The organism is Vibrio sp. SCSIO 43136 (genome assembly GCF_023716565.1).
Classification (GTDB): domain Bacteria; phylum Pseudomonadota; class Gammaproteobacteria; order Enterobacterales; family Vibrionaceae; genus Vibrio.
Map to the genome: position 1 here is coordinate 1,466,937 of NZ_CP071849.1, position 24,410 is coordinate 1,491,346.

Consider the following 24,410-nt stretch of genomic DNA (forward strand, 5'->3'; position numbering starts at 1 on the left):
GGATATAGATACAGTCCTTGCTAAAAGATGTTTAATCTCAGTAAGGACTGTATATCAATTCAGCCTAATATTTGGCGCACATTTAGAGAATATCAATCAAGCACGCAATCAATACATACCCATCATATTTCACAGGAGGCCCTAAGCGCTTCATGGAAAAGCCTTCTTTACGTAGCAATCGCTCTACGCCATAAGGAGACACAGAGATCATTTTCTTAGCGCCATGAGTTCTAGCAACCCCCATTGTGTAGCGAAGCAGTTCAACCGCTTTTCTATCATCAAATCCAGTCACTCCGGTGTGGCCTGTTTGAGTATCGATACAGGCAAAACGCGAAAGCTCCCAGATATCTGCCGATTTCGGTGGTGCTAGACCATTAAGAAGCTCAGGGAAAACTTGCTCTAACAGGTAAGGTTCCGTCGTTGGTAGCAGTCTGGCGCAGCCAAATACCTGACCATCGCTCTCTTTACCCATCACATAAACTGTGTTGTCTGCGTCAAATTGGTCGAGTTCGTGGGATTTGGCTTGTTGTTCTTCGGTCAGGGGAAGCTCCCAACCAAGCTGTTCAATGAAAATGGCGTGACGAAATCGAAATAGATCGTCGGCGAGAGTTGTCGGCATTTCACATGCGATTCTTGAAATTAGTTCCAAATCAAACCTCAGCAAAGCTTTGTTATCTTTACTAAGTTAATAGGGAGTACAAAAAAGAATAGCTGTAGGATCTTACAGGTTAGATAATATAACCAACCTTAGGTGACAACTTTGTCACTTACAGATCATTTCTTCTTGCCAGTTTCGTTTTAATAGATGATGAGCCCAATTTAATTGCTCGATTCTTTTTTCCAACATTAAGTCTGACTCTTGAGGTGGTAAAATACTCCCCTGCTGATCTTGCAAATTAAAGTTAATGCTCGGTTTTCCATCGAGTCGAAAATACCCATTTTGAAACTCCCAGTCCCATCCAATCGAAATTGCTGGTTGGCCTCTAGTCACCCATTCGATATAACCCGTGAATTCAGTCAAATTGGCGCCATCTTGCATTGAACCTGCCGCTAACGTGTCGTCAACCCCTACCATATACACTTCGAAGGCCAGTTCAAACAGTGTATCTGGCTTAAGTGTTAATACGCCATCAATGACACAAAATCTATCATTTGAGTCACTACAACTGATAGTTCTATATTTACTTCCTGACATAATCGTGAAAAACTCCTAACTCGAATTATTTTTATTAGACTACAAAAAGCGTAGCGGCTGGAAATCAAATATGCTGGATGACTTCCATGAATATATTGAAAGAATCGGCCACAGTGCGGATATAGACGAACTAAAGTCTGGCTTGCTCAGTGTGGCCCACAAACTGGAATTTGAAGACTTTGCATATGGTGTGAAGAGCTTTGATAGCTTTCCTAAACTTGAAGTCGAGTTGATCAACAGCTACACCGATGAGTGGAATGATCTCTATCATAGCCAAGGTTTTGTGGCCATTGATCCTGTGATCGCTGCTGCCAGTTCCAACACCGCACCGCTGGTCTGGCAAGACTATTCAAAACAGCAACCTGAAATGTGGGACCTCGCCAAAGAGTATGGCGTGAGCTCAGGTTGGTCAAAGTCCACTTTTCGACCGAGTGGTATTGCTTCCCTATTTTCTTTGGTACGCAGCCAAGAAATCATGAGTGAAAGTGAAATTGCTGCCAAAACCCCATTACTCCTTTGGGTAAATAATGTCGCTGAACAATCCTTCGAACGATTGCTTTCCCTGCACAACCCTACTCCGATCAATGAAAACTTGACGCCTAGAGAGCTAGAAATTCTAAAATGGACGGCGGAAGGAAAAACTACCGGAGAGATCGCCATCATCTTGAACATTACCGAGCGTACTGCAACTTTCCATATCGGTAATGCAATGCGAAAGCTAAATGCGACCAACAAGACATCTGCGGTTGTACGAGCCGTGCTATGTGGCTTACTAAAGTAACTTGCTAGATTAAAAGCACATCACGATTCGCTAAGACAAGATTTTGTCTTCCCAAAAATAGTTTGGGCTCAGGAATTTCTTCCATGAGCCCATTTATTTTTTATAGCTAACTGACGTTGTATATATTCTGTATTCGGCTGTTCACTAAGCCTTAGTAAAAAGTATACGACAGGCGTATATTTGCCAACTGTAAGATCTTACAGGTTGCACTTCTCATAGAATTTTCAGGTATATCAATGTTTAAAAATATCACTTTTATAAATAAGCCGGACAAGCTCCCCCGATACCAGTAGGCTTTTTTGTTCATTTAATGGCTATTCGACCAAGAAACTACACATCAGAAATGTGACTTTGAGCAAAGCTCACAACAAATCCTAGCAATCGATAATTTGGCGCTGTTAAGATGGAGCGCAGTTGTAAACGAAGGAACGAAAGATGAAAAAAGTACTATTTACTATCACATTGGCGCTATTCATGGTTGGCTGTGCTAAAACTTGGGATGGTGTTAAGGAAGACTCTTCCAAGATCTACAATGACACCAAAGAAGCAATACACGAGGCTACTGAATAAGCCCATCTAATCTGTGAGTTAGCTAGAGGTTTGGTATGTACAAGAACGTTGTTTTTGATGTTGGGAATGTTTTAGTTCGATGGTCTCCTAGTGAAATCATCCGACTGACCTTTGGGGATACTGAACGCACTGAGGCGCTTACAGAGTCCATCTTTCACAGTGAGATATGGCGAGACCTCAACAAGGGGCTTTTCAGCGAGCAGCAAGCAAAAGAGCGCTACCAAGCGTCGCTTGGCCTGACTGCTCAAGAGTGCGATGCTTTGTTCTACTATGTTAAGCAAACTCAGATCTTGATTTACCAGACGACCGACTTGCTAAGGCGTTTAAAAGCCGCAGATTACGCCACTTACGCCTTGACCGACAATGTGCATGAAATCGTCGCTCATCTAAAGCAGCGTTATGATTTTTGGCCTCTGTTTGATGGCGCTATTGTTTCGGCTGAACTGGGGCTACTCAAGCCTCAAGCAGAGATTTACCGTGCATTGCTAGAGCAGTATCAACTCGATCCAGCACAAACCATCTTCTTAGATGACATGCCCTACAACGTCGAAGGAGCAAAAGCATGTGGCATTGCCGCCATTCAGTTTGCTAGCGCTGCACAAGCAGAAGCTGAATTGAAAGCTTTGGGGTTATCTTTCTAATCTCTCATCCCATCGAAAATGGCGCTTGAAGTACTTCTCTAAGCGCCATTTTGTCTCACTTCTAATGAATAGCTTCTACCGCCAACTGTTCTTTAATTGATAGTACAGATTCCACATTCGCTATCCCCACATTGACCTGCTGCACCGCCAGTGAGCCACAGGCAGCGGCTAAGGCGATTTGGCTTTCGCATAGTTCTTCACTGGCATGACAGAACCCTGCAACCACTGAGTCTCCAGCTCCCACCGTGCTCACTATGGTCAAGTCCAATGGATGTACATAGTGACAACCAGCATCACTTGCCCAGATGAGCCCTTTTTCTCCCATCGATAACAGCACGTTGGCGATACCTTGCTTATAGAGACACTGAGCCGCTTCTATGCCTTGGGCGACATTGTAAATTTTACGGCCCAAAAGCTCTGAAGCCTCGTGTTCGTTCGGCTTTATCATCCAAGGTTTGGCTTCAATTCCTAATTTGAGCATCGATTTACTGCTATCGAGAACAACTTTTTTACCCAACGCTTTTAGGTTAGTGATCCATTCAACAACAACACTCTCTGGCAGTGACTTAGCCAAGCTCCCACCAAAAATAAAACCATCATGACTACGAGCTAATTCATAGAGCGTACTTTCTAGCCGTCCAATATCTTCATGCGACACACTGAAGCCATCAAAATTGATGTCGGTTGTCGCTCCGGCTTTATCTTGCAGTTTGATATTGGTGCGAGTGCTACCAGGAACGAGTATAAATCTGTCTTCGAGGTTATTTTGATTGAAGTAGTGCTTAAAAATATCGGCGTTCTCTTCACCTAAAAAACCAGTGACTGTGACTCTGCTTCCCAAATCTGTTAGCACTTTAGCCACGTTGATGCCTTTACCACCTGGGGAGGAACCTAGCCTGTGAGCGTGGTTTACATCGCCAATCGACAATGCTTCCACTTGACCAGTCAAATCAATGGCTGGATTAAGTGTGACTGTTACCCAATTTAGTTTAGTCATTTTACTTTCCTTAGCTTCATCATGCTCTGCACAATAATTCGCTTTACTGCTGGGCTAAAAATTGGGTAATGGTATCCACGACAAGCTTATGATCTTCGTATTGTGGAAGCCCCGAAACGGTGACGGAACCAATCACTCCAACCCCTTTTACAATCAACGGAAAGCTGCCTCCAAACGGGGCAAATTGCTTTGCATCCACCAGCGAGGCTTGTTCGATGGTTTTGCCTTTGGCTTTATAGTACTGCGCCATGTACCAAGAACTGTGCTGGTATCGGTCGACGACATTGCGTTTACGTTCGATCCACTTTTGATTGTCGATCGACGTCTGCGGCATTGCGAAACTAAACAAACAGTGCCCGTTACGAGTGATATCAATAGCAACATGAGCATCCACCGCTTCTGCGTTAGCTTTGAGCAAGCAACCAAGCAGCCATGCATCATCATTGTCAAACTGACTAAACTGTAATTCTCGTTCTTGGTTTAATAACTGCTCTAGGTCAGTAATCATGACAACTCCTTAATCTTGATAGTTCGCTCTTGTTTCGCACTCAGGTAAGCCGCTTCTATCACTTGAATAACATTGAGGGCTTCTTGTGCGCAGACTGGGACAGGAGCACCGTGTTGGATGGCATCCGCTAACTGAAAGTAGAAACCCTGATACCCGCCTAACTCCGTAGGCACTGTGGTTTGGTTTTGGTCGGCGTCGGTATAGATGCCAAACATTGCTTGAGGGTCTTCTCCCCAACCTTGGGAATCAAAACTCTTGCGTTCACGCAGAAAGTCTTCTTGCACATCCATGCCATATTTAATGAACGTTCCTCGCTCGGAGAATACTTGAAATCGAGGGCCTTCCGCCGTGCTTTGACAGTTGGCGTGCAAGATAGCTTCTTTGTCTGGGTAGTGCAGTATCAAATGAAAGTGATCGACCGCCTGAGCGCCTTTTCGTTGGTTTTTCAACACGGCAGTAACTTTATCTGGTAGGCCGAATAGTGCGAGTGCTTGGTCGATTAGATGCGCTCCAAGATCATATAAGATCCCAGCGCCTGGAACATCCTGTTCACGCCATCTCACCTTAACCTCAGGGCGGTAGCGGTTGTAGCTAGAGTAAAAGGTGTGAACCCCTGCCAATCGCTTATCATCAATGAGCTTTTTGATGGTGATAAAATCCCCATCAAAGCGACGGCTTTGATATACCGTCAGTACTTTTCCTGTTTGCTTTTGCACGTCTAACAGGGTTTGGCCTTCTTCAACGGAAATTGAAAACGGTTTCTCAACCACAACGTGTTTACCTGCCAGCAGTGCTGCTTTGGCTTGAGGTACGTGCAGATGGTTAGGTGTAGCAATCACAACCAGCTCAATATCAGAATTTTGTAGCATTTGTTCAAACTCGGAGTACACCTTTGCCCAAGGCAACTGAGCTTTGACTTTCTCCTCATCGCTCGACACCACCGCCATCAATTCAAATTGTGGGCACTTGGTGATAATTGGCGCTTGAAAACACTGCCCAGAAATACCGAACCCTACCAAGGCAACTTTGATCGGTTGTTTTTGCTCTACCATCCACTTCTCCATCTCAAAATTTGGGTAAAAAAAGGGCTGTGCGCCCGGAGAGACGACACAGCCATCGAGGGTAAACCTCTTAACTTAATTCAAGCTCTTGCTTGAGCAGCTCTTCTACTTGGAGATCGGTTTCGGCACTCATTAACTGCTCTCTAAAGTCTGCATGCATGATCTTGCGCGCCAATTTAGAGAAGATCTTCATGTGCTGATCCCCTGCAGCATGCTTGTTCAACGTCAGCATAATGATGAATTGTGCTTCTTCATCACCCCATGCAATTGGCTTAGCAAGGCGGCAAACACTGATTGCAGACTGCTCAATGTGTTCACTCTTAGTATGAGGAATGGCGAACCCAAACCCTAACCCGGTAGAGAACACGTCCTCACGAGCCCACAGATCATCAGCCAACTTATTCGGGTAGCGGCAACGGCCTGTGATAAATAGATTATCAGCAAGGGTCTTGATCACCTCTTCTTTGCTACGCAAGTCTCGGTCGAGCGTAATACAGTCTTTAGCGACCATAGGGGCTTCAGTCTGAGTCATGCGGAACTGAGCCAGCACGTGTTCAACTTCTTGAATGGTTCGGCAGTCCATCGCTTTGTTAAGCAATTGGCGACATTCACGGCTATCTAGCTTAGATATACGCTCTTTTGTCGCAGCAATACTTGGTGCGCTCATACTGATTTCATCAAGTCCAAGACCAACCAAAAGCGGTAGCACCGAGCCTTTTGCACCTAATTCGCCACAAAGCCCAACCCACTTACCATGACGGTGAACTTCACGTACGACGTGATCCAATGTACGAAGGAAAGCTGGGTTTAAGCTGTTGTAACTTGCCGCTACTTTAGCGTTATCACGGTCGACAGCCATCAAGTACTGGGTCAGGTCATTTGAACCGATAGAGAAGAAATCCACTTCTTCACAGAACTGATCAATGATGAAGGCAACTGATGGTACTTCTAGCATGATGCCTAGTGGCACTTTCTCAGCAAACGGCAAACCATTTTTTCGCAGCTCCTGACGAACTTCAGCTAGTATGTCTTTAACCCATAAGATCTCTTCGAGTGATGAAATCATCGGGATCATGATCTTTAAGTTGCCATGTGCAGAAGCTCGCAAGATAGCGCGCAGCTGAGTCTTAAACATCTCAATAAATTCAGGGTAAATACGCACTGCTCGGTAGCCCAAGAATGGGTTATTCTCCGCAGGGATATTTAGGTAATCTACTGGTTTATCACCACCGATATCGATGGTACGCACGATGATAGTTTTACCGTTTGCCGCTTCGCATGCTTGGCAGAAAATGTTGTATAGTTCATCTTCATCTGGTGCCGAGGTTCTGTCCATGTAGAGCATTTCGGTTCTAAATAGCCCCACAGCTTCCGCACCGTGAGCAAACGCTTGAGGCGCTTCAACCGAGTGAGCGATATTAGCCGCCACTTCCAGCACTTTGCCGTCCGCTGACGTTGCAGCCAAATTACGGAATTTGGCTTGGCGAGTAGCGACAATCTCTTTCACTTTTTGCTCTTGAGCATAATAACGCTCAGCAGGTTCGGTTATCTCAGTCACGACCGCACCTAGATGACCATCGACAATCACTTGATTGCCAATATGTTGCCCTAGCTTGGCTGCATCAAGGCCAACAATGGTTGGGATAGCAAAAGAACGTGCCAAAATTACCGTGTGCGAAGTGCTGCCACCATGAGAAAGGATCAGGCCTTTAAGTAGTGGTTTATCCAACTCAAGGAATTGACTTGGAGTCAGGTCATCAGCCAAGCACACCGTTGGCTCAGTAAGCTTGGTTTGACTCGCAAAGCGCTCATTACCGTAAATGCTCTGTAATAACTGATAGCAAACATCTCGAATATCTAGCTCTCGCTCACGCATGTAGTTGCTCGATGAGTTTTTCATCATCTCACCAAAGTACTTTGCGGTAGCAATAACTGCATCGGCGCAGCTTCGGCCTTCAACAAGATTGCTATTCAATGTTTGCTGAAACTCATCGTCACGAGCGATAGATAAGTGAGCATTTAGTACTTCACCTTCGGTATGTGCGGCCGCTTTCAGTTGGATAGTGATGGACTTAATCACCGACTCGACACCAATCTCAAGTTTTTGCTGTTCAACGTTGAGCGATTCTGCGTCAGGCAAGTTGTCCAAAGCATCAAAATTGACCGCTCCCATGACGGTTAGGCTGCCTCGGCCAATGCCTTCGCTGACAGCTCGGCCTCGAACATGGTCGGTTTTAAGGTTAGAAAAGTTACGCGGCAGTGGCGCTAACTCAGAATCATCATCACCTTCGTCGGTTTTTAACGGTGCATCACAGTGAGGAAACTCGTTAACGATAAACTGCTTGATTTGGTTCAATGCAGACTCTTCATCTTGCCCATCAATAGTGATTAAACACTCATCACCAAGCAAAGTATCAGTACCAATTAGCGACAATACGCTTTTAGCACTGCCACTCATTCCTGTGCGTTGGTTTTGCCAGGTAATATCCGAATCAAATTGATTACATAAGGCTTCTACATGACTCGCAGGTCGAGCATGGACACCATTGGGTAATTCGCAAGAGAAAGAGAATGTTTTCATTTTGTCATGTCCTTGTACTTCTAAGCAGGATGCCAGAGTTGATGTAGTCACAATAGCAAACTGAACAGCTTCAACCATTGGACAAAAACACGAAACACTGGACATTTGTAATATCGAACAATAAGTGTGAACACCATCAAATTTACTATGATAAATGTGATAGCAAGCAATAACTTATAAACTTAACACTTGAGGGTAAGGCTATAAATCCATGAAAAATAACAACTATCTAGAAATACAAGAAGTCACAGCATTATTCCTTCACAAAGAGAGACCAAGATCATGTTTTATCTCCGTTCTAACATTTATCCAGTAAATAGCATAAATGTCCTCTAACCCAACTGCACATTTGCTCACTATATTAGATTCAAAGCCCGGGCAGCTACACAACGTGAAACTTAACAAGATTCTTAAATTAAAACGACTCAATCCAAGGAGAGGTCTATGAACGACTTAATCTCAATCTTAAAGGACACCAGACGACACCTAATGACGGGTGTATCGCATATGATCCCATTCGTAGTAGCGGGCGGTATCCTACTTGCTATGTCCGTCATGCTTTACGGTGAAGGTGCGGTACCAGAAGAGGGAACCTGGCTTCATGACCTGTTCTTCATCGGTGTGGCTGGCTTCCAACTTATGGTTCCAATTTTGGCCGCTTACATCGGGTATTCTATCGCTGACCGCTCTGCACTTGCACCGTCCGCTATTGCCGCCTTTATTGGGGCAAACATGTATAACACTGGCTTCTTCGGTGCTATTTTCGCCGGCCTGCTGGGTGGTATCGTGGTGTTCTACCTTAAGAAAATCAAGGTACCAGCGTTTGCTCGTTCAATCATGCCAATCTTCGTTATCCCTATCATAGGTACTTTCATTACCGCTGGTGCAATCGTATGGGGTATTGGTGAGCCAATTGGTGCTGCAACTGAAGCGCTGACTGACTTCCTGAAGAGCATGCAAAACGAAAGCATCGTGGTTCTAGCTATCATCATGGGTTGTATGATCGCATTTGATATGGGTGGTCCGGTGAACAAAGTAGCTTATGCGTTCGTCATCTTATGTGTTGGTGAAGGCATCTACAATGTGGCGGGTATCTCATCGGTTGCTGTTGCTGTGCCATCTATCGGTATGGGCCTTGCCACCTTCCTTAACAAAAAGCTTTACGACTCAAGCGAGCAAGAAGCGGGTCGCGCTTCTGTCTTGATGGGCACTATGGGCATTACTGAAGGTGCGATTCCATTCGCAGCAGGTGACCCGCTACGTGTTATCCCATCCATCATGGTTGGTACCGCAGCTGGCGCAGTTACCGCAGCACTCATCGGCGTAGAAAGCTACGCAGCTTGGGGCGGCCTGATTGTACTACCTGTTGTTGAAGGCCGTATCGGATTCATTGTTGCACTTGCGGTGGGTTCACTAGTGACAGCACTGTTGGTTAACTTCCTAAAGGCACGACGCCCGGTGCTGGAAGAGCCTAAACAAGAATCTGACGAGTTAGATTTAGATATCGAAATCGGTTAACCGCTCATCTCATCCCAATTAGCAAGGCGCATATCGTGTCTCACCCTATCGCCTTGCTCATCAGACTGAACATTAAAGGAAATATATTATGACTAGTATCGTAGCAGTAACCGCATGCCCATCAGGTGTAGCACACACTTACATGGCAGCAGAAGCGATTGACGCAGCAGCCAAAGCAAAAGGCTGGGAATGTGAAGTAGAAACCCAAGGTTCTATCGGTATCGAAAATGAACTATCCAAAAGCGTAATTGATGCGGCTGACGTGGTCATCCTGACCAAAGACATCGACATCAAAAACAGCGAACGTTTTGAAGGTAAAACCGTAGTTCGTATCGGTGTAAGTGATGCAGTAAAACGCGCAGCAGCGGTGATGGATAAGATTGAAGCGCATTTAGCAAAAGCGACTGCGTAATCTCTTTAGCGCCTCCCTCTTTTCAAGGGGGAGGACAGGCGGCGCTCTTAATAAGAAAACCACCCAAAAACTATTTCCCCAATACCTATACCCAAGCCACCGACTGGTTGTGACCAGCACACTCGGTTGCTTCGTTATAAGTATTGAAAACAACAAAGCTCAACTATTTAGCATTAAGCCTGCAAGGAGCCCCCAATGAGCACCCCAAGAATTCAGCGCCTGAAAACAGCCCTCTTTGAAGCCGAGCGAGAGATCTCGTTAGAGCGAGCGCTACTATATACCGAAAGTCACAAGACCACTGAAGGAGAGCACACCCTAATCCGTCGCGCCAAAGCCACGGCGTATGTGCTAGATAATGTTGAAATTTCGATTCGACCAGACGAATTGATTGCAGGTAACCGCACCGTCAAGGCTCGAGCAGGTATCGCCTCCCCAGAGATGGACCCATACTGGATTGAAAAAGAGCTCGATATCTTTGCGACTCGCCCGCAAGATAAGTTTTTCATCTCAGAGCAAGACAAAGAGATCTATCGCAATGAGCTTTTAAGCTACTGGTCTGAGCGCTCAATGAAAGACTTCATCAATGCCCAGATCCCGCAACAAGTTAAAGAAGCGGTAGCGCAGAAGATTTTCAGCGTTAACCAAACCGATAAAGGTCAAGGGCATATCATTATCGACTTCGACCGTTTACTAGATAACGGTTTAGGTACACTGCTTGATGAAATGCAAAGCCTGTCGCTTAGCCAACCAGACAACGAGTTTTTCCAGTCGGTGGTGCTGTTGCTCGAAGCATCTATCCGTCACATCTATCGCTATGCCGACCTTGCACAAGCTATGGCTGAGCAATGTGACGACACTGAGCGCAAAGCAGAATTGATCAAGATTGCGAATATTTCGACCAAGATAGCCACCAGCAAACCCCAAGACTTCTACGAAGCAAGCCAGCTATTTTGGTACATGAACATCGTATTGCAATACGAGTCCAATGCCAGTTCCCTCTCTCTTGGTCGCTTTGACCAATACATGATGCCGTTCTACCAACGTTCACTTGAAGCAGGTGAATCTCCGGCATTTTTGCAAGAGCTGCTTGAGAGCTTATGGATTAAAACCAACGACATCGTATTGCTGCGCTCATCAAGCAGCGCCAAGTTCTTTGCGGGGTTCCCTACCGGTTACACCATCTTACTTGGTGGCCTATCTGAAACAGGCAAGAGTGCCGTCAACCCACTGTCGAGTCTGTGCCTTGACGCTTACCAAAGCGTGCAACTCCCGCAGCCGAACTTAGGTGTGCGTGTCAATGAATTTATCGACCGCAGCTTCCTGATGAAAACTGCTGAAACTATCCGCCTTGGTACCGGTATTCCGCAAATCTTTAATGATGAAGTCGTTGTACCTGCCTTCCTAAACCGTGGCGTATCGCTTGAGGACTCACGTGATTACTCAGTGGTGGGCTGTGTTGAACTATCAATTCCAGGGAAAACTTACGGCCTACATGATATCGCCATGTTCAACCTCCTCAAGGTAATGGAGTTGACCATGCAGCGTAATCAAAACAACCCAGATATCGATTTCGATAACTTGGTTGAACAAATTCGCAGTGATATTAAGCACTACGTTAAGTTGATGGTGGAAGGCTCAAACATCTGTGATGTTGGCCACCGTGACTGGGCTCCCGTGCCACTACTCTCTTCCTTTATCAGTGATTGTGTTGAGAACGGTAAAGACATCACCTACGGCGGTGCTCGCTACAACTTCTCTGGCGTGCAAGGCATAGGAATAGCCAACCTGTCTGATTCACTGCATGCGCTTAAACGCTTTGTATTTGAAGAGCAACGCCTAAGTTTTTCAGAGCTTATCGATACCTTAAATGCCAACTTTGATGTACCAGAGGGCGAAAAAATCCGCACTCGTCTACTCAATAAGTACGAGAAGTACGGTAACGATATCGATGAAGTCGATCACCTTGGTTCAGATTTACTGCGTCTGTTCTGTAAGGAAGTAGAACAGTACGACAACCCACGTGGCGGCAAATTTACCCCAGGCTCTTACACCGTATCGGCTCACGTGCCATTGGGCGCTGTGGTTGGCGCTACTGCTGACGGCCGTTTGGCGGGTGAACAACTTGCTGATGGTGGCTTATCACCAATGTTGGGTAAGGATCAGATTGGTCCAACAGCAGTGCTCAAGTCTGTTAGTAAGCTCGATAATTACCTGCTTTCCAACGGCAGTCTGCTTAATGTGAAGTTCACACCAGCAACGCTAGAAGGACAATCTGGACTCAGCAAACTATCTGACTTCCTACGCGCTTTCATGAAGCTGAAACTTCAGCACGTTCAGTTCAACGTACTGAATGCAGAAACACTCAAAAAAGCGCAGCAAAAGCCTGAAGATTACGCCGGTTTGGTGGTTCGAGTGGCAGGCTACAGTGCATTCTTCGTTGAGTTATCCAAAGAGATCCAAGATGACATCATTCGCAGAACCGCACATGAGCTGTAACTCAGCGCCGATAGAGCAAAGCAGTAGCGGCCGGATATTTAATATCCAGCGCTACTCGCTGCACGACGGCACAGGTATTCGTACCGTCGTGTTCTTCAAAGGCTGCCCACTAAGCTGCCCTTGGTGTGCGAACCCAGAGTCTCGCTCTCACCGCACGACTTTTTTGCGCAGAGAAGCAAAATGCATTCAGTGTGATGTGTGTGAAATGGATAGCGAAGAGTGCCCAAGCGGTGCATGGGAGCAAGTGGGCCACGACATGACGCTTGAAGAAGTGATCAATGAAGTGACTAAAGACGATGTGTTCTTTAACACATCTAATGGCGGTATCACCTTGTCAGGAGGCGAAGTGCTTACCCAGCCTAAATTTGCAATCGAGCTGTTAACTAGGCTTAAGGCGCTTGGGTTTCGTACCGCGATTGAAACCTCAGGGCATGGCAATACTAAACACTTAATGCGCATTGGCGAGTTGTGTGACGAAGTGCTGTTTGACTTCAAGATGATGGATACCGAACGAGCCAAGCAGGTAATTGGCATCAACTTGCCCTTGGTGCTAGAGAACTTTCGCCAATTAATGGCGCAAGGCACCAAAGTACTGCCAAGGTTGCCACTCATCCCTGGCTACACGCTGGATCTACTCAACACAGACAAAGTGCTGGGATTTTTGAGCCAGTTTGAAATTGAAGAAATTCATCTATTGCCATTTCATCAATTCGGCGCAAACAAATACCAAAGCTTGGGAATGGAATACTTGTTAAAGGACGTCAAAGTGCCAAGCAAAACCGAAATCGAAGCGATCAAAAACCACGTAGCCGCTCATGGTTACAAGGTCATCATAGGAGGATAATCATGGCGAAAAAAATACTTATCACTGGAGCAAAAGGATTCTTCGGCACACGTTTTATCAACCGCTACCAAGGCGAGTTTGAGATTCTTGGGCTGGATGTTGAGCAGCTAGATATCACTGATAATCAAGCCGTGGTTGAGACGTTTGATCAGTTTAAACCGGACTATGTCATCCATGCCGCCGCCATTGCTGTGACTGATTTTTGTAATCAGCATCCCGATGTCGCACACAAGGTCAATGTGCAAGGCGCTATCAATGTCGCCAAAGCGTGTAAATCTCACGGCACCAAGTTGGTCTTTATCTCTACCGAGCAAGTGTTTAACGGTAACCCAGAAAAAGGCCCTTACAGCGAGCTAGACCAACCCGTACCAGACACTGTCTATGGTCAAAACAAGCTAGAAGCTGAGAAAGAACTGGCCTCTATCATCGAAGAAATGTGGGTATTGCGCTTCACTTGGTTATTCGGTCTTCCTGAGCGTAATACCACGATTAACCCAAATGTGGTGTGGAATGCTCAACAAGCCCTGATCAACGGCCAAGTCATGAACGAGCGCCGCAACGAATTTCGTGGCTTAACCTATGTGCATGAATTGATTGAGCAGTTCCCGAAAATCTTCACGATTCCTTATGGCACTTACCACACTGGTGCGCATAACCCAGCGAGCCGCTATGAGATTGCCGAACACATCTTGACTGAGCTAGGCCAGCAAGACCGCCTCAAGGAAATATTGGTTGCTGCTGACGCACCAAAAACACGTGATGTGCGCCTCGATACCAGCAAACTTGCCAACCAAGGGGTGGAGTTTACCGAGAGTAAAGATGCCATCACCAAGTGCTTAAAAGAATTCCACTTTATTTAAGATTCGTCTTCGCCACGGCGCGGACTCCGCTAATTTAGGAGCAACACCATGATTTACATGCTAGACACTGCAGATCGCAACGCTATTCGTAAAGCGGTAGACCTGTACCCACTTGCGGGCGTAACCACGAACCCATCGATCATTGCTAAAGAAAATCGCCCGCTAAAAGAAATCCTTTTAGATATTCGTGAGTGCATTGGCGAAGAGCGTATGCTGCACGCTCAAGTGATGGGTAAAGATGCTGAAACCATGCTCGAAGAAGCCAAAGCGCTGAAGGCTTTCGATAACAACATCATCGTTAAAGTCCCCGCAACGCCTCAAGGCATTAAAGCCATGAAGTTGATCAGTGCCGAAGGTATTCGTATCACTGCCACGGCCATTCTAACCCCACAACAAGCACTGATGGCTGCTGTTGCAGGTGCTGAGTTCCTTGCACCATATGTAAACCGTTTAGACAATATTTGCAGCGACGGTGTCAACGTGGCAGCAGAAATGGCGGCATTGATTGATACCTATAATCTGGATGCCAAAGTTCTAGGCGCTTCATTTAAGAATGTTCAACAAGTGCATCAACTGGCGTTGGCTGGCGCACATTCTGTCACTATTGCACCGGATGTCTTCGACCAATTACTCATGCACCCACTGACAGATTCTGGCGTGGCTGGATTTGTCAGCGACTGGGAAAGTGTTTACGGCAAAGACACGAACGTTTTAGATGTCTTGTAATGTGATCTCGCTTGGGTTTCTACCTGAGATGAGCCAACAAATATCGTAATACGTTTACAATTCAGGGCGTGTTGACTGTTAGGTTAACGCGCCCTTAGACGTTGAAAATAATAGAGCTGTATATGAATATCGTTGGAGTCACCGCCTGTATTAGCGGTGTAGCACACACCTACATGGCTGCTGAAGCACTAGAAAAGATGTGCAAGAAAGCAGGACATAAAATATCCGTTGAAACCCAAGGCGCTTTAGGTAGTGAGAATCAGCTTGACCCTAACGAAATAGACCAAGCCGATGTCGCAGTAATTATTGCTGACATCAATATTGAAGGTGAACAGCGCTTCGAGCACACACGTGTCGTCCGTTGCTCGATTGCCCATTTTCTGCGTAATGATAGTGAAGTGATGCAGGCCATCGAAAAAGCTCGTTTCTCCCCTCCTAACTCAGAGATTGTACTTTAACCTAATCCCTCTCACTGCTTGCCACACTCGAACTTAAATACTGCGCACGATACTCCGATGGGGATCGTGCGGTTTGGTTTCTAAACACCCGACAAAAATAGTTACTGTCTTTAAAGCCACAACGATGGGCAACCTCTTTCACCTTCATATCGTATTCAATTAAAAGGTATTTCGCTCGCTCCAAACGCACATGATTCAAGTATTCATTGAACTTAAGCTTGCCTTCTTTTTGGAACAGTTGTGACAAATAGTTCGGTGAAACATAAAAATGCTCGGCAACCGACTCCCGAGTCAAAGGCTCTTGATAGTTTTGCTCTAAATGTTCCCGCACCGCCTCAAACAGTGCGTGGCTTTTAGATGGCGTTTCTACCGGACGTTCCATCAAATCTATGATGTGGCTTAGTAACGAGCTCACCAAAAGTTGCTTGGTATCGTGAGCATCAGGTTGTTTCAACAGCTCTTCAATGGCATTCAGAATAAAGGTTCCGGTACGAGGTCCTCGACGAAGCACGCTTTCCTTAATCGCTGCGTCATATTTTTCCCCATCCCAACTCAGCAAACTCATACCAAAGCTCTGTTTACCCGCCATCACACTCAATGTCACTACGGGTTTATCCCATATTGGTTTGTTCCAACTTTCTGCGGGCAAGTAAAGCACTCCCCCTTGTTTGAGCGTATGGCGAGTGTCAACACCTGTGCTATTACCTATTTCCATCTCTTGCTCGCCAATCAACACCATTTCTAAGCGTGGGAAATGGACTTGATACGCCAAGGGAGGCGGTTTGGGCAGGTTGCCCGCAAAATAAACATCGCTAATTACAGATGTTTCCTTAGCGTAGTGTTCTAGGGCGTCAAGAAGGTAAGACTTGTCTAGCATGATGGAAAAACCCGATGTTAAGCGTGCAAAGATTAGCAGTGTTGTTGTACAACTTTATCCTTTATAGGACTTAGGCGATAAATAACAACAGAACATTCGTAGAATATAGACCAAGTCACACTTTGCTCATCACTCAACAAAAATCCAGTATTTCGAACATTTCCCCTACTTAAACTCTGGCCTTGGTTGGGTAAGTTTGTAGTTGTGATTAACAAAACTATAACAGCCCAAAAGGTAACCCTATGTCTCAACACACCCAACAAGATAGCCAATTCTATTTGAATGCGCTCGGCGCTGATATTCCCCTCCCGGACAAGATGAAGCACGAGCTCGATACGCTTGGTTTTACCGTTGTTCACAATGTAATTGACCCTGACTGGCTTGAAGAAATGCGTCGCACATTCGACATGCTTGTCGAGCGTGAAGGTGACAACCTTGCCATCGAACACCATCAAGAAGAGACCGTGACACGCATCGCTAACTTGATCAACAAAGGCACAGTATGGGAAAAAGTGTGGGCCCATCCGCTGGCACTTGCGGCCTGCAAACACATTTTTGGAGGCGAGTTTAAGATCTCAAGCCTAAATGGACGTGAAGCGCACCCAGACGGTGGTCACCAGCCGCTGCACGCTGACTGGAAAAAGCCTCGCCCAGACTTCCCCAAGGTACATTTGGTCAACTCCATTTGGGCAATTGATGACCTGACCCGAGAAAATGGTGCACCACGTATTATTCCTACTACACACCTGCGTCCAGAACTTCCTGAAGAAGTGTTGGATGACGTAGAAGGCCCGCACCCAGACGAGATTTACCTAGAGTGCCCCGCAGGAAGCATCATGCTGTTTAATGCACACACTTGGCACGGTGGAACCACCAACTACCTTGGCACTCGCCGCCGCGTCCTGCACGGTTTGTATATCGCTCGTGAAGACCAAGCGCAGCAAGACCAACAGAAGTGGATTACGCAGCACACCGCAAGTCGCTTAACACCCGCACAAAAGTGGCTTTTAGAAGTGCAGTAATTAAGGCTTATCCAAGCCTTCCTTGGGAGGCTTCTATCTAACTAAGAGGCTTCCCATGACCATCTACAAGCTTGAAAACGTCATTCAAAATTACCCTTGGGGAAGTACCACTTCTCTGAATCAGCTATTCGGTATCGCCAATCCAAATCAAGAGCCTCAAGCTGAGATTTGGATGGGGGCGCACCCAAATGGATGCTCCAAAACAGCTGTGGGCGGCGAGAGCTTGGATAGCCTAGTTGCGGAGCACAAAAGTGACGTATTGGGTCAATATACCGAGCTAAGGTATGGAGAGTTGCCTTATTTGATGAAGGTTCTTGCGGCGAGTGCTCCGCTATCAATCCAAGTACACCCGAATAAAAAGCAGGCAAGAGAGGGATTTGATAGAGAAAATAGGGCGGGTATCGCCCTTAATGCAGCCCATCGCAACTACAAAGACCCTAACCACAAACCCGAGCTGGTGTATGCGCTAACTTTCTATCAAGCGTTAAACGGCTTTCGACCAATCGAGCAAATCCTTGCGCTATTTGAGGAAGCGAATATCGAACAGCTCAAAGCGCATGTCGATTACCTACGCCAGCATCCCAATGAAGTCGGTCTCAAACAGCTCTTTGAGACCATTTTACGATTAGAAGATAACGACAAAGCCGACGCACTCACCTCGTTTAGACGTGCAATTAACACGCCTGCCAGAAATCATCTCTCCAGAGAGGCCTTTTCATGCGCTCAACAGTTACTGGCTCGTTACCCTGAAGACATTGGTGTTTTTGCTCCGCTGATACTCAACACTGTCGAATTAGCTCCCGGCGAGGCGATGTTTTTGCACGCACAAACACCCCACGCCTATTTGTCAGGTACTGGCTTAGAAATCATGGCTAGCTCAGACAATGTTCTACGAGCAGGATTAACCAATAAACACATAGATATTGATGATTTACTTGCCAACACCAAGTTTGTATCGATTGCGCCCACAGAGCTTCGACTCGCACCGGTCCACAAATCCGGGCGACGCTGTTATCCAGTGCCTGTGGACGATTTTGGGTTTGAGATTGTAAGCGTGGCAGATGTCGATGAGAGCCATTACCCAAGAAGCGCTGAGATCTTGTTTTGTGTTGATGGGCATACCACCTTGACCACGAAACACCAGACCCTTGAGCTATCAAAAGGTGACTCAGTCTTTATCACTCAAGACACTCGATGTTATCAGTTTCGTGGTGAAGGCGTGTTTGCGAGAGCGTTCAACTAACGCTCTCACCTGATGATATTTAGTGAAGTTTAGCGATTGCGGGCGACAAACATCTTCAACGTGCGCACGCTCAAATAGCCAATAAACACGTTCGCAGCGATGAATACCGGGATCGCTAGCACTTGGGCAGACTGAACGCCTGCCAGAGCGAGTTTTAGTCCACTCACTGTTGCAGCAGCAATACCGAAAGTATAGGCCCAGTAAGAAGGTGAGAATGGCTGTGAGCCCAACCATTTACCTAAACGAATACCGAGTAAAAGCTGATAAAGCCCATATCCCCACAAGATAAGCACCCAGTGATCACCGCTACCCGGATTAATCGATAACCAAGCCATTGCGCATACTACAGGTGGAGCAAACTGTATTCCTAGCAAAGGTCGCTGCATGGCTGGCAACTCCTGCGACATCCACAGTCGCTTGATGATAAGTGACTCCAGCGCTAACCACGAGAAAAAGCCTGCGCCTAAAAACAGCCATGCCCAATCGGGTTGCCCTAAAGATCCCAGCGCAGCAGCACTGGTAAAATTACCAGCCACGGTCGGCAAATAAAGCGTCGGCACGGAATCTAGGTTACTGCGCCCTCCTTTCCACATCGATCCGTTATGCCACAAAGAGAAACACAGGTGCCAAACAATGCCTGAGATGGTTAACAACCAAGCGAGCTTTGTCGAATATGGTACTACGGCCAGCACAATCAGTAGCGTTGATACCCCAAGCAGCGCCGGGGTACTGCCTTGCACTGGATGACGAAATTCCTCCACAACCAAAGCAGGCCGTTTAATGGCTTGTACCATGTAGCCCACCAACAACATGAGCCAAACCAGAGTCGCAACCGCAAGCAAGCTCTCACCAATCCATACGGGCATTTGCCACAGTGATACCGCTACACGCCATGCTTGCCCTAATCCAGACAACCCTAAAACAATGCCAAAATAAGAGGCAGGAATATTCACGTTTGGCATGCATTACTCATATCAATAGAAAGACAATTTATATAATAGTCAAAAACCTAGAGTAAAAGATTGACGCCAAGCAACAAGCTACAAAAGCTAGTGAATATTGGCCTTTGCGAGCCTTTTGCTTTGAAGGCGAGATTAATACGACATCCAATTGAATCCCCCCAGCGCATCTTGTACTATCGCAGCGCAATCTAGGGGAAATTTATGAAAAAGCGCATTTTATTTATCTGTACTGGCAACTCGGCACGCTCGCAGTTAGCTCAGGCCGTAGTCAATCGCCACTATGGTAAAGACTTTGAAGCCTTCAGCGCAGGTAGCTCCCCAAAAGATGTTGACCCACGCACACTAGAAACACTAAGCGCACATGGTTACTCAACAGAAGGCATCTATAGCAAGTCTCTATCTGAGTTTGATGACCAAGAATTTGATTTCATGATCACCTTGTGCTCCTCAGCCAAATCCGAGTGCGGCTTGCTAGAAAACACCAAACAGGCGCTTTCTTGGGATATATCCCCTCCAAAGTTCAAAGAAATTGACGATAGCTTTGCTTTTACTCTCAAAGAGCTAGAGAAGCGCATTCGTCTGTTCTCACTCGTTCATAGCCCTGAACCACAAGATCGTTTGGACGTGACCATCTTTAACAAATGCATGTCCGATAACACTCGTTTGATGATTTCAGCCATGCTGCACATTGAAAAGGAGCTGAGCGTTGGTGAATTGTGTGATGCGCTACAACAATCACAGCCTAAGATTTCACGCGCTTTAGCCTACCTGCGAAATGTAGGTATCTTGAATGATAGACGCCAAGGCTTGTGGGTGTTTTACTCGATATCTAAAACCTTACCAGACTGGGCACTGACTATGCTTGACCAAATGGTCGTGGCAAAACACATACCCTTACAAGCAACCATCAAGCTGTTGAACGCCAGTAACCGTCCAGATATCGACCACTCGAAATAAGTGGAAAACGGCAGTGGTTTCACCGCCGTTTACTTCCTGACTGTTTTGGTTCCTAGATAAGATCAACGTATTTACTGACCCCAGACTCTTGTACAAAATCTTGGTCATGACTGACCAAAATAAAGCTTCCTGCATACTGTTTTAACGCTTCTGCCAGCTGCTGCTTCGAGCTGAGATCGAGATGATTGTCAGGCTCATCCAGTAGCAATAAAGGTTTGGTGGGTTGGTGACTGACCACTAACATTGCAAGCTTCATTTTCTCCCCTCCACTCAACTGAGCCACACTACGGTGCACACTGTCACGACGAAACCCAATCCCTGCGAGCAAGGTCCTCGCTTCACTAAGGTTCAAGCTTTTACACTGTAAACTAAGCGTCTCTAACAAACTCATCTTCAGATCTAACAAGCCAAAATGCTGATCCAAATAACACACTGGTGTGTTAATTCGGCATTGCCCTGATTTCAGCTCGAGTTCACCCAACAAAACTTTGAGTAGCGTCGACTTTCCTTGCCCGTTACTTGCTCGCAAATGGAGTTTTTCGCCACCCTTGACCATGAGATTGATTGGCAAGTCACTTCCATAAGGCAATACTGCCTCAAGCATAGTAACCAAACGTTTTGAACGACCTTGCTCACCTGCGAGGTAAATAGACTGCGACTTCAACTGCTCTTGGCGAGCTTTCAAAGCACTCGCTTTATTTTGTAGTAACTCTCGCCGACCTTGCTCGTTTTTCTTGCGATTGGATGCCGATAACTCGGCGCTATCACGCATTCCATCGAGTAAGATCTTCGGTTGATCACCACTTCTCCTCATCGCTTTGCCCTGACTGGCACGCTGCTCGGCTTTTTCACGATTCTTTTGTGCTTGAACTTCCAATTGCTTCTGCTGCTTCACAACGCTATTTACTTGGCGCTCAACCGCTAAAACCTCCTGCTGTTTCTGCTCGGCATAGAAGTCATAATTGCCGCCATACTGCGTCAACCCAAGCGTGTTTAGCTCCCATATCTGCTCCATCTCTCGCAGTAATGATCGGTCATGACTGACCAGTAAAATCTGCCCATCATAAGTGCGCATTTTTTCAATCAGCCACTGTTTGCCCTGCGCATCCAAATGGTTAGAGGGTTCATCGAGCAGAAAAACATCAACCTCAAGATTAAATAGTTGATGAAGCTGAAGCTTGGCCAGTTGACCCCCACTAAGTGAAGCGCAGGGAAAATTCAGTTCGCTGGGTAAACCGAGCGTCGATAGCAGATCACTAAGCTCTTCTCTGAGTGTCCAGTTCCCTTCCGCTAGCTCAAACCATTGAGGATCGCTTGAGCCTGACTCAACCTCAACCAGCGCTTTAAGCACTAAATCGACGCCGAGATACTCGGCAATAGTCATACCGCTATTAAGTAAGCTAGAAGGAAGTTGACTGTAGCTGGCTATCGAGCCATGCACCGTCAATGTGCCAGAGCTAGGGCTTTTCTCCTGGGTCATCAGTGATAAAAGCAACGACTTACCACAACCATTACGGCCGACTAAACCTGTGCGCTTGGCAGTTAGGGCAAAACTGAGATCAGAGAAAATCGTTTCACCGTTGTCAAATTGCTGCCCGATAGATTTCGCTTGAATAATTGGCATGATGCCTCCTGTGCTACAGGGGCATAGACGCAGCCACGCATAGATAGATAAACGCCAGTTGCGTTTCAATCAATATAGAAAAGGTGTGCGACAGCACGAGATAAGCTACGCCTACTAACCCTGTGAATCCAAATAAAATGTAAGAAAATGGAATACAGGACTTAGTTGTTCATATTGGCGTAGTCTCCTAGAGAAGTGATGGGGAGATATTACGCCTCGCATACGCATGCCGCAAGAGAAGTATTAATTTTTAAACAATTTGTGTTAGCTGGCTCATGCATCATTTACCTTTGTGTTAAGCGTAAATGAACGATGCCAACCAGCAAACCGACCAGTGTTGCGCTTATCCCCAACACGGTTGCCCCTGATAAAGTGAATAAAAACGTTAGCAACGCCGACTCTCGATACTTGGCATCGGAAAATGCTGAACTCAAACACATCAACAAGGTTCCGAGCAAGGCGAAACCTGCGAGCATCTTGATGATCTCTACGGGCAATAACAAAAACAGCGCAACGACGGAACTGGCAAACAGACCCGCAAATATATAGAACACTCCCGCCCAGATGACGGCTTTAAACCGCTGTGAAGCGTCTTTATCGACGTCTTCATTCATGCACATCGCCGCTGAGATAGCGGCTAGGTTAATGCTAAACACCCCCATTGGCGCTGTGAGTGCGTTAAATGCACCAGTACCTACCAAAGTAGACTGAATAGGCGTTTGATAGCCATAGCCCTTCATCATCGCGATGCCCGGAAGATTTTGTGACAGCATAGTGACCACGTAAAGCGGCAAAGCCAATGAGACCATTGCGCCAAGCTCAGCTTGAGGTGTTATCCAAACCGGTGATGACAAGGTGAAGCTAATGTCTTTTGAGTCTGTGCCAATCCACTGAGCGCACAGCAAACCAAGGATAAGCAGAACCAACATGGTGTATTTTGGCACTAAGAACTTCGCACCCATGTAACTTATGAACATCAACATGAAAACCGCAGGATAGCTATCTAGCGGCTCAAACGCTTGTAAGCAGAAGGGCAGTAGGATAGCAGCAAGCATTGCAGTGCCCAAAGAAGAAGGTATTCGGCTCATTACGTTAGAAATAGGTTTAATCAGCCCCGTTAGCGCTATCATGATGCCAGATATCGCAAATGCCCCCACCACTACAGGAAGCGCATAGCTTTCGCTCGCAAGCGCAAGTAACACCGCACCCGGTGTTGACCAAGCCATCAACATCGGTCTTTTGTAGTGCCAAGAATACCCAATGGAAGTCACACCCAATACCAGCCCTAACATCATCAACCAACTTTCGATCAGCTCACTGCTCGCTCCTAATTGCGTTGCCGCATGAATCACGATCGCAACCGAACTGGTATATCCGACGAATACAGCAGCAAAACCTGCCGACATATGGCTCAAATTGAATGCTTTCATATTCTTTTCTGCCTACTAGATTGCTAAAATCCCATTTGTGCGTAATAACGCACAAAAAAGAATAGCACTGTGCGCTATAACGCACAACAACGGTGACAAAATGAGCCACGAAAAATTTAAATCTCAAATCGCAGCCCACTTAAAAGCGCAGCGCAAAGCGCAAGATCTCAGCCTAGACGCTACTGCAAAGCTAACTGGGGTATCTAAAGCCATGCTCGGACAAATCGAGCGAGAAGAATCGAGCCCAACCATTACCACCTTATGGAAAATCGCCAGTGGCCTCGATACTTCCTTTTCTGCATTCTTTGCCACGACCCCAGATCTATTACAAAGCGATAGAACATTTCCTGACGACCCTAAAATGCAGGTTAAAACCCTCTTCCCTTTTCAGTCAGACGTTAGTTTTGAAATGTTTGAAATCACCTTAACGGAGCACCACTGCCAACTCTCCACACCGCACAGCGCGGGAGTTATTGAACATATTCACGTGCTGTCAGGCGAGCTCGACGTTCTATTTGATGGTGAATGGCATAGCGTGGCGACAGGTGAAAGTGTTCGCTTTTACAGCGATCAACCCCATGGTTATCGAGCAAAATCTTCGAGCACCTGTTTTCAAAATATTGTCAGTTACCCTCGATAAGCTAACT

General features: G+C 46.3%; 24 protein-coding genes. 14 read left to right on the forward strand and 10 right to left on the reverse strand.

Going from position 1 to position 24,410, the window contains the following annotated elements; all coding sequences use genetic code 11:
• Positions 1 to 82 precede the first annotated feature (82 nt).
• Complete coding sequence (locus J4N39_RS21510) at positions 83 to 619, reverse strand: acyl-homoserine-lactone synthase (protein ID WP_252024799.1); 537 nt, start codon at positions 617 to 619, stop codon at positions 83 to 85.
• Between the two features lie 144 nt (positions 620 to 763).
• Positions 764 to 1,195, reverse strand: a complete 432-nt coding sequence (locus J4N39_RS21515) for a DUF4902 domain-containing protein (RefSeq protein WP_252024801.1) — start codon at positions 1,193 to 1,195, stop codon at positions 764 to 766.
• Positions 1,196 to 1,265: 70 nt separating this feature from the next.
• Here J4N39_RS21515 and J4N39_RS21520 point away from each other — a divergent pair, with 70 nt between their 5' ends.
• The 3 genes from J4N39_RS21520 (at position 1,266) to J4N39_RS21530 (ending at position 3,187) form a co-directional block, all read left to right on the forward strand.
• Positions 1,266 to 1,976 carry an autoinducer binding domain-containing protein gene (locus J4N39_RS21520; RefSeq protein WP_252024803.1) on the forward strand — a complete coding sequence of 237 codons (711 nt, stop codon included), beginning with the start codon at positions 1,266 to 1,268 and terminating at the stop codon, positions 1,974 to 1,976.
• A 435-nt stretch (positions 1,977 to 2,411) separates the two neighbouring features.
• Complete coding sequence (locus J4N39_RS21525) at positions 2,412 to 2,546, forward strand: entericidin EcnAB (RefSeq protein WP_252024805.1); 135 nt, start codon at positions 2,412 to 2,414, stop codon at positions 2,544 to 2,546.
• A 35-nt stretch (positions 2,547 to 2,581) separates the two neighbouring features.
• Complete coding sequence (locus tag J4N39_RS21530; RefSeq protein WP_252024808.1) at positions 2,582 to 3,187, forward strand: HAD family hydrolase; 606 nt, start codon at positions 2,582 to 2,584, stop codon at positions 3,185 to 3,187.
• A gap of 61 nt (positions 3,188 to 3,248) precedes the next feature.
• Here the strand turns inward: J4N39_RS21530 and pfkB are convergent, their stop codons facing one another.
• The 4 genes from pfkB to ptsP all read right to left on the reverse strand — a co-directional run bounded on the left by pfkB (position 3,249) and on the right by ptsP (position 8,334).
• Positions 3,249 to 4,184, reverse strand: a complete 936-nt coding sequence (gene pfkB, locus J4N39_RS21535) for a 1-phosphofructokinase (protein ID WP_252024810.1) — start codon at positions 4,182 to 4,184, stop codon at positions 3,249 to 3,251.
• A gap of 43 nt (positions 4,185 to 4,227) precedes the next feature.
• Complete coding sequence (locus J4N39_RS21540) at positions 4,228 to 4,692, reverse strand: heme-degrading domain-containing protein (RefSeq protein WP_252024812.1); 465 nt, start codon at positions 4,690 to 4,692, stop codon at positions 4,228 to 4,230.
• Positions 4,689 to 5,744 (reverse strand): oxidoreductase, encoded by a 1,056-nt coding sequence (locus tag J4N39_RS21545; protein ID WP_252024814.1) that lies wholly within the window; start codon positions 5,742 to 5,744, stop codon positions 4,689 to 4,691. The genes J4N39_RS21540 and J4N39_RS21545 overlap by 4 nt, the downstream gene beginning before the upstream one ends.
• A gap of 79 nt (positions 5,745 to 5,823) precedes the next feature.
• Entirely contained in the window at positions 5,824 to 8,334 is a 2,511-nt protein-coding gene (gene ptsP, locus J4N39_RS21550; RefSeq protein ID WP_252024816.1) for a phosphoenolpyruvate--protein phosphotransferase, read from the reverse strand.
• 444 nt (positions 8,335 to 8,778) lie between these two features.
• Between ptsP and J4N39_RS21555 the strand changes: the two genes are divergently transcribed.
• The 7 genes from J4N39_RS21555 to J4N39_RS21585 all read left to right on the forward strand — a co-directional run bounded on the left by J4N39_RS21555 (position 8,779) and on the right by J4N39_RS21585 (position 15,648).
• On the forward strand, positions 8,779 to 9,852 hold the full coding sequence (locus J4N39_RS21555) for a PTS fructose transporter subunit EIIC (protein WP_252024818.1): 1,074 nt from the start codon (positions 8,779 to 8,781) through the stop codon (positions 9,850 to 9,852).
• An 88-nt stretch (positions 9,853 to 9,940) separates the two neighbouring features.
• Positions 9,941 to 10,264: a PTS fructose-like transporter subunit IIB gene (locus J4N39_RS21560; RefSeq protein WP_252024820.1), complete on the forward strand. Its 324-nt coding sequence runs from the start codon at positions 9,941 to 9,943 to the stop codon at positions 10,262 to 10,264.
• A 195-nt stretch (positions 10,265 to 10,459) separates the two neighbouring features.
• The gene (locus tag J4N39_RS21565; RefSeq protein WP_252024822.1) at positions 10,460 to 12,760 is read left to right on the forward strand and encodes a formate C-acetyltransferase; all 2,301 of its coding nucleotides are present in this window, start codon (positions 10,460 to 10,462) and stop codon (positions 12,758 to 12,760) included.
• Positions 12,726 to 13,604, forward strand: coding sequence for a [formate-C-acetyltransferase]-activating enzyme (locus J4N39_RS21570; RefSeq protein WP_252024825.1), 879 nt, complete (start codon positions 12,726 to 12,728; stop codon positions 13,602 to 13,604). Before J4N39_RS21565 ends, J4N39_RS21570 begins: the two co-directional genes overlap by 35 nt.
• Positions 13,605 to 13,606: 2 nt before the next feature.
• Positions 13,607 to 14,464 (forward strand): SDR family oxidoreductase, encoded by an 858-nt coding sequence (locus J4N39_RS21575; RefSeq protein ID WP_252024827.1) that lies wholly within the window; start codon positions 13,607 to 13,609, stop codon positions 14,462 to 14,464.
• 48 nt (positions 14,465 to 14,512) lie between these two features.
• The gene (locus J4N39_RS21580) at positions 14,513 to 15,190 is read left to right on the forward strand and encodes a transaldolase family protein (protein ID WP_252024829.1); all 678 of its coding nucleotides are present in this window, start codon (positions 14,513 to 14,515) and stop codon (positions 15,188 to 15,190) included.
• Between the two features lie 122 nt (positions 15,191 to 15,312).
• The gene (locus J4N39_RS21585; RefSeq protein WP_252024831.1) at positions 15,313 to 15,648 is read left to right on the forward strand and encodes a PTS fructose transporter subunit IIB; all 336 of its coding nucleotides are present in this window, start codon (positions 15,313 to 15,315) and stop codon (positions 15,646 to 15,648) included.
• Position 15,649: 1 nt separating this feature from the next.
• Here the strand turns inward: J4N39_RS21585 and J4N39_RS21590 are convergent, their stop codons facing one another.
• Positions 15,650 to 16,525 (reverse strand): helix-turn-helix transcriptional regulator, encoded by an 876-nt coding sequence (locus tag J4N39_RS21590; RefSeq protein ID WP_252024833.1) that lies wholly within the window; start codon positions 16,523 to 16,525, stop codon positions 15,650 to 15,652.
• Positions 16,526 to 16,767: 242 nt separating this feature from the next.
• Here J4N39_RS21590 and J4N39_RS21595 point away from each other — a divergent pair, with 242 nt between their 5' ends.
• Complete coding sequence (locus tag J4N39_RS21595) at positions 16,768 to 17,547, forward strand: phytanoyl-CoA dioxygenase family protein (protein WP_252024835.1); 780 nt, start codon at positions 16,768 to 16,770, stop codon at positions 17,545 to 17,547.
• A 55-nt stretch (positions 17,548 to 17,602) separates the two neighbouring features.
• The gene (manA, locus tag J4N39_RS21600) at positions 17,603 to 18,790 is read left to right on the forward strand and encodes a mannose-6-phosphate isomerase, class I (protein WP_252024837.1); all 1,188 of its coding nucleotides are present in this window, start codon (positions 17,603 to 17,605) and stop codon (positions 18,788 to 18,790) included.
• Positions 18,791 to 18,819: 29 nt separating this feature from the next.
• On the opposite strand, the gene tehA is transcribed toward manA, so the two are convergent.
• Positions 18,820 to 19,752, reverse strand: a complete 933-nt coding sequence (gene tehA / locus J4N39_RS21605; RefSeq protein WP_252024839.1) for a dicarboxylate transporter/tellurite-resistance protein TehA — start codon at positions 19,750 to 19,752, stop codon at positions 18,820 to 18,822.
• Between the two features lie 201 nt (positions 19,753 to 19,953).
• Between tehA and J4N39_RS21610 the strand changes: the two genes are divergently transcribed.
• Positions 19,954 to 20,709, forward strand: coding sequence for a metalloregulator ArsR/SmtB family transcription factor (locus tag J4N39_RS21610; RefSeq protein WP_252024841.1), 756 nt, complete (start codon positions 19,954 to 19,956; stop codon positions 20,707 to 20,709).
• Between the two features lie 52 nt (positions 20,710 to 20,761).
• On the opposite strand, the gene J4N39_RS21615 is transcribed toward J4N39_RS21610, so the two are convergent.
• The gene (locus tag J4N39_RS21615; protein WP_252024843.1) at positions 20,762 to 22,333 is read right to left on the reverse strand and encodes an ATP-binding cassette domain-containing protein; all 1,572 of its coding nucleotides are present in this window, start codon (positions 22,331 to 22,333) and stop codon (positions 20,762 to 20,764) included.
• A 284-nt stretch (positions 22,334 to 22,617) separates the two neighbouring features.
• Complete coding sequence (locus J4N39_RS21620) at positions 22,618 to 23,763, reverse strand: benzoate/H(+) symporter BenE family transporter (RefSeq protein ID WP_252024845.1); 1,146 nt, start codon at positions 23,761 to 23,763, stop codon at positions 22,618 to 22,620.
• 100 nt (positions 23,764 to 23,863) lie between these two features.
• Here J4N39_RS21620 and J4N39_RS21625 point away from each other — a divergent pair, with 100 nt between their 5' ends.
• Positions 23,864 to 24,403, forward strand: coding sequence for a helix-turn-helix domain-containing protein (locus J4N39_RS21625; RefSeq protein ID WP_252024847.1), 540 nt, complete (start codon positions 23,864 to 23,866; stop codon positions 24,401 to 24,403).
• The last annotated feature ends 7 nt before the right edge of the window (positions 24,404 to 24,410 follow it).

What these genes read in the sequence shown, in the direction of transcription:
- J4N39_RS21510 (WP_252024799.1), bottom strand. Translation starts at nt 619, where the DNA reads ATGCCGACAACTCTCGCCGACGATCTATTTCGATTTCGTCACGCCATT.
- J4N39_RS21515 (WP_252024801.1), bottom strand. Translation starts at nt 1,195, where the DNA reads ATGTCAGGAAGTAAATATAGAACTATCAGTTGTAGTGACTCAAATGAT.
- J4N39_RS21520 (WP_252024803.1), top strand. Translation starts at nt 1,266, where the DNA reads ATGCTGGATGACTTCCATGAATATATTGAAAGAATCGGCCACAGTGCG.
- J4N39_RS21525 (WP_252024805.1), top strand. Translation starts at nt 2,412, where the DNA reads ATGAAAAAAGTACTATTTACTATCACATTGGCGCTATTCATGGTTGGC.
- J4N39_RS21530 (WP_252024808.1), top strand. Translation starts at nt 2,582, where the DNA reads ATGTACAAGAACGTTGTTTTTGATGTTGGGAATGTTTTAGTTCGATGG.
- pfkB (WP_252024810.1), bottom strand. Translation starts at nt 4,184, where the DNA reads ATGACTAAACTAAATTGGGTAACAGTCACACTTAATCCAGCCATTGAT.
- J4N39_RS21540 (WP_252024812.1), bottom strand. Translation starts at nt 4,692, where the DNA reads ATGATTACTGACCTAGAGCAGTTATTAAACCAAGAACGAGAATTACAG.
- J4N39_RS21545 (WP_252024814.1), bottom strand. Translation starts at nt 5,744, where the DNA reads ATGGTAGAGCAAAAACAACCGATCAAAGTTGCCTTGGTAGGGTTCGGT.
- ptsP (WP_252024816.1), bottom strand. Translation starts at nt 8,334, where the DNA reads ATGAAAACATTCTCTTTCTCTTGCGAATTACCCAATGGTGTCCATGCT.
- J4N39_RS21555 (WP_252024818.1), top strand. Translation starts at nt 8,779, where the DNA reads ATGAACGACTTAATCTCAATCTTAAAGGACACCAGACGACACCTAATG.
- J4N39_RS21560 (WP_252024820.1), top strand. Translation starts at nt 9,941, where the DNA reads ATGACTAGTATCGTAGCAGTAACCGCATGCCCATCAGGTGTAGCACAC.
- J4N39_RS21565 (WP_252024822.1), top strand. Translation starts at nt 10,460, where the DNA reads ATGAGCACCCCAAGAATTCAGCGCCTGAAAACAGCCCTCTTTGAAGCC.
- J4N39_RS21570 (WP_252024825.1), top strand. Translation starts at nt 12,726, where the DNA reads ATGACATCATTCGCAGAACCGCACATGAGCTGTAACTCAGCGCCGATA.
- J4N39_RS21575 (WP_252024827.1), top strand. Translation starts at nt 13,607, where the DNA reads ATGGCGAAAAAAATACTTATCACTGGAGCAAAAGGATTCTTCGGCACA.
- J4N39_RS21580 (WP_252024829.1), top strand. Translation starts at nt 14,513, where the DNA reads ATGATTTACATGCTAGACACTGCAGATCGCAACGCTATTCGTAAAGCG.
- J4N39_RS21585 (WP_252024831.1), top strand. Translation starts at nt 15,313, where the DNA reads ATGAATATCGTTGGAGTCACCGCCTGTATTAGCGGTGTAGCACACACC.
- J4N39_RS21590 (WP_252024833.1), bottom strand. Translation starts at nt 16,525, where the DNA reads ATGCTAGACAAGTCTTACCTTCTTGACGCCCTAGAACACTACGCTAAG.
- J4N39_RS21595 (WP_252024835.1), top strand. Translation starts at nt 16,768, where the DNA reads ATGTCTCAACACACCCAACAAGATAGCCAATTCTATTTGAATGCGCTC.
- manA (WP_252024837.1), top strand. Translation starts at nt 17,603, where the DNA reads ATGACCATCTACAAGCTTGAAAACGTCATTCAAAATTACCCTTGGGGA.
- tehA (WP_252024839.1), bottom strand. Translation starts at nt 19,752, where the DNA reads ATGCCAAACGTGAATATTCCTGCCTCTTATTTTGGCATTGTTTTAGGG.
- J4N39_RS21610 (WP_252024841.1), top strand. Translation starts at nt 19,954, where the DNA reads ATGAAAAAGCGCATTTTATTTATCTGTACTGGCAACTCGGCACGCTCG.
- J4N39_RS21615 (WP_252024843.1), bottom strand. Translation starts at nt 22,333, where the DNA reads ATGCCAATTATTCAAGCGAAATCTATCGGGCAGCAATTTGACAACGGT.
- J4N39_RS21620 (WP_252024845.1), bottom strand. Translation starts at nt 23,763, where the DNA reads ATGAAAGCATTCAATTTGAGCCATATGTCGGCAGGTTTTGCTGCTGTA.
- J4N39_RS21625 (WP_252024847.1), top strand. Translation starts at nt 23,864, where the DNA reads ATGAGCCACGAAAAATTTAAATCTCAAATCGCAGCCCACTTAAAAGCG.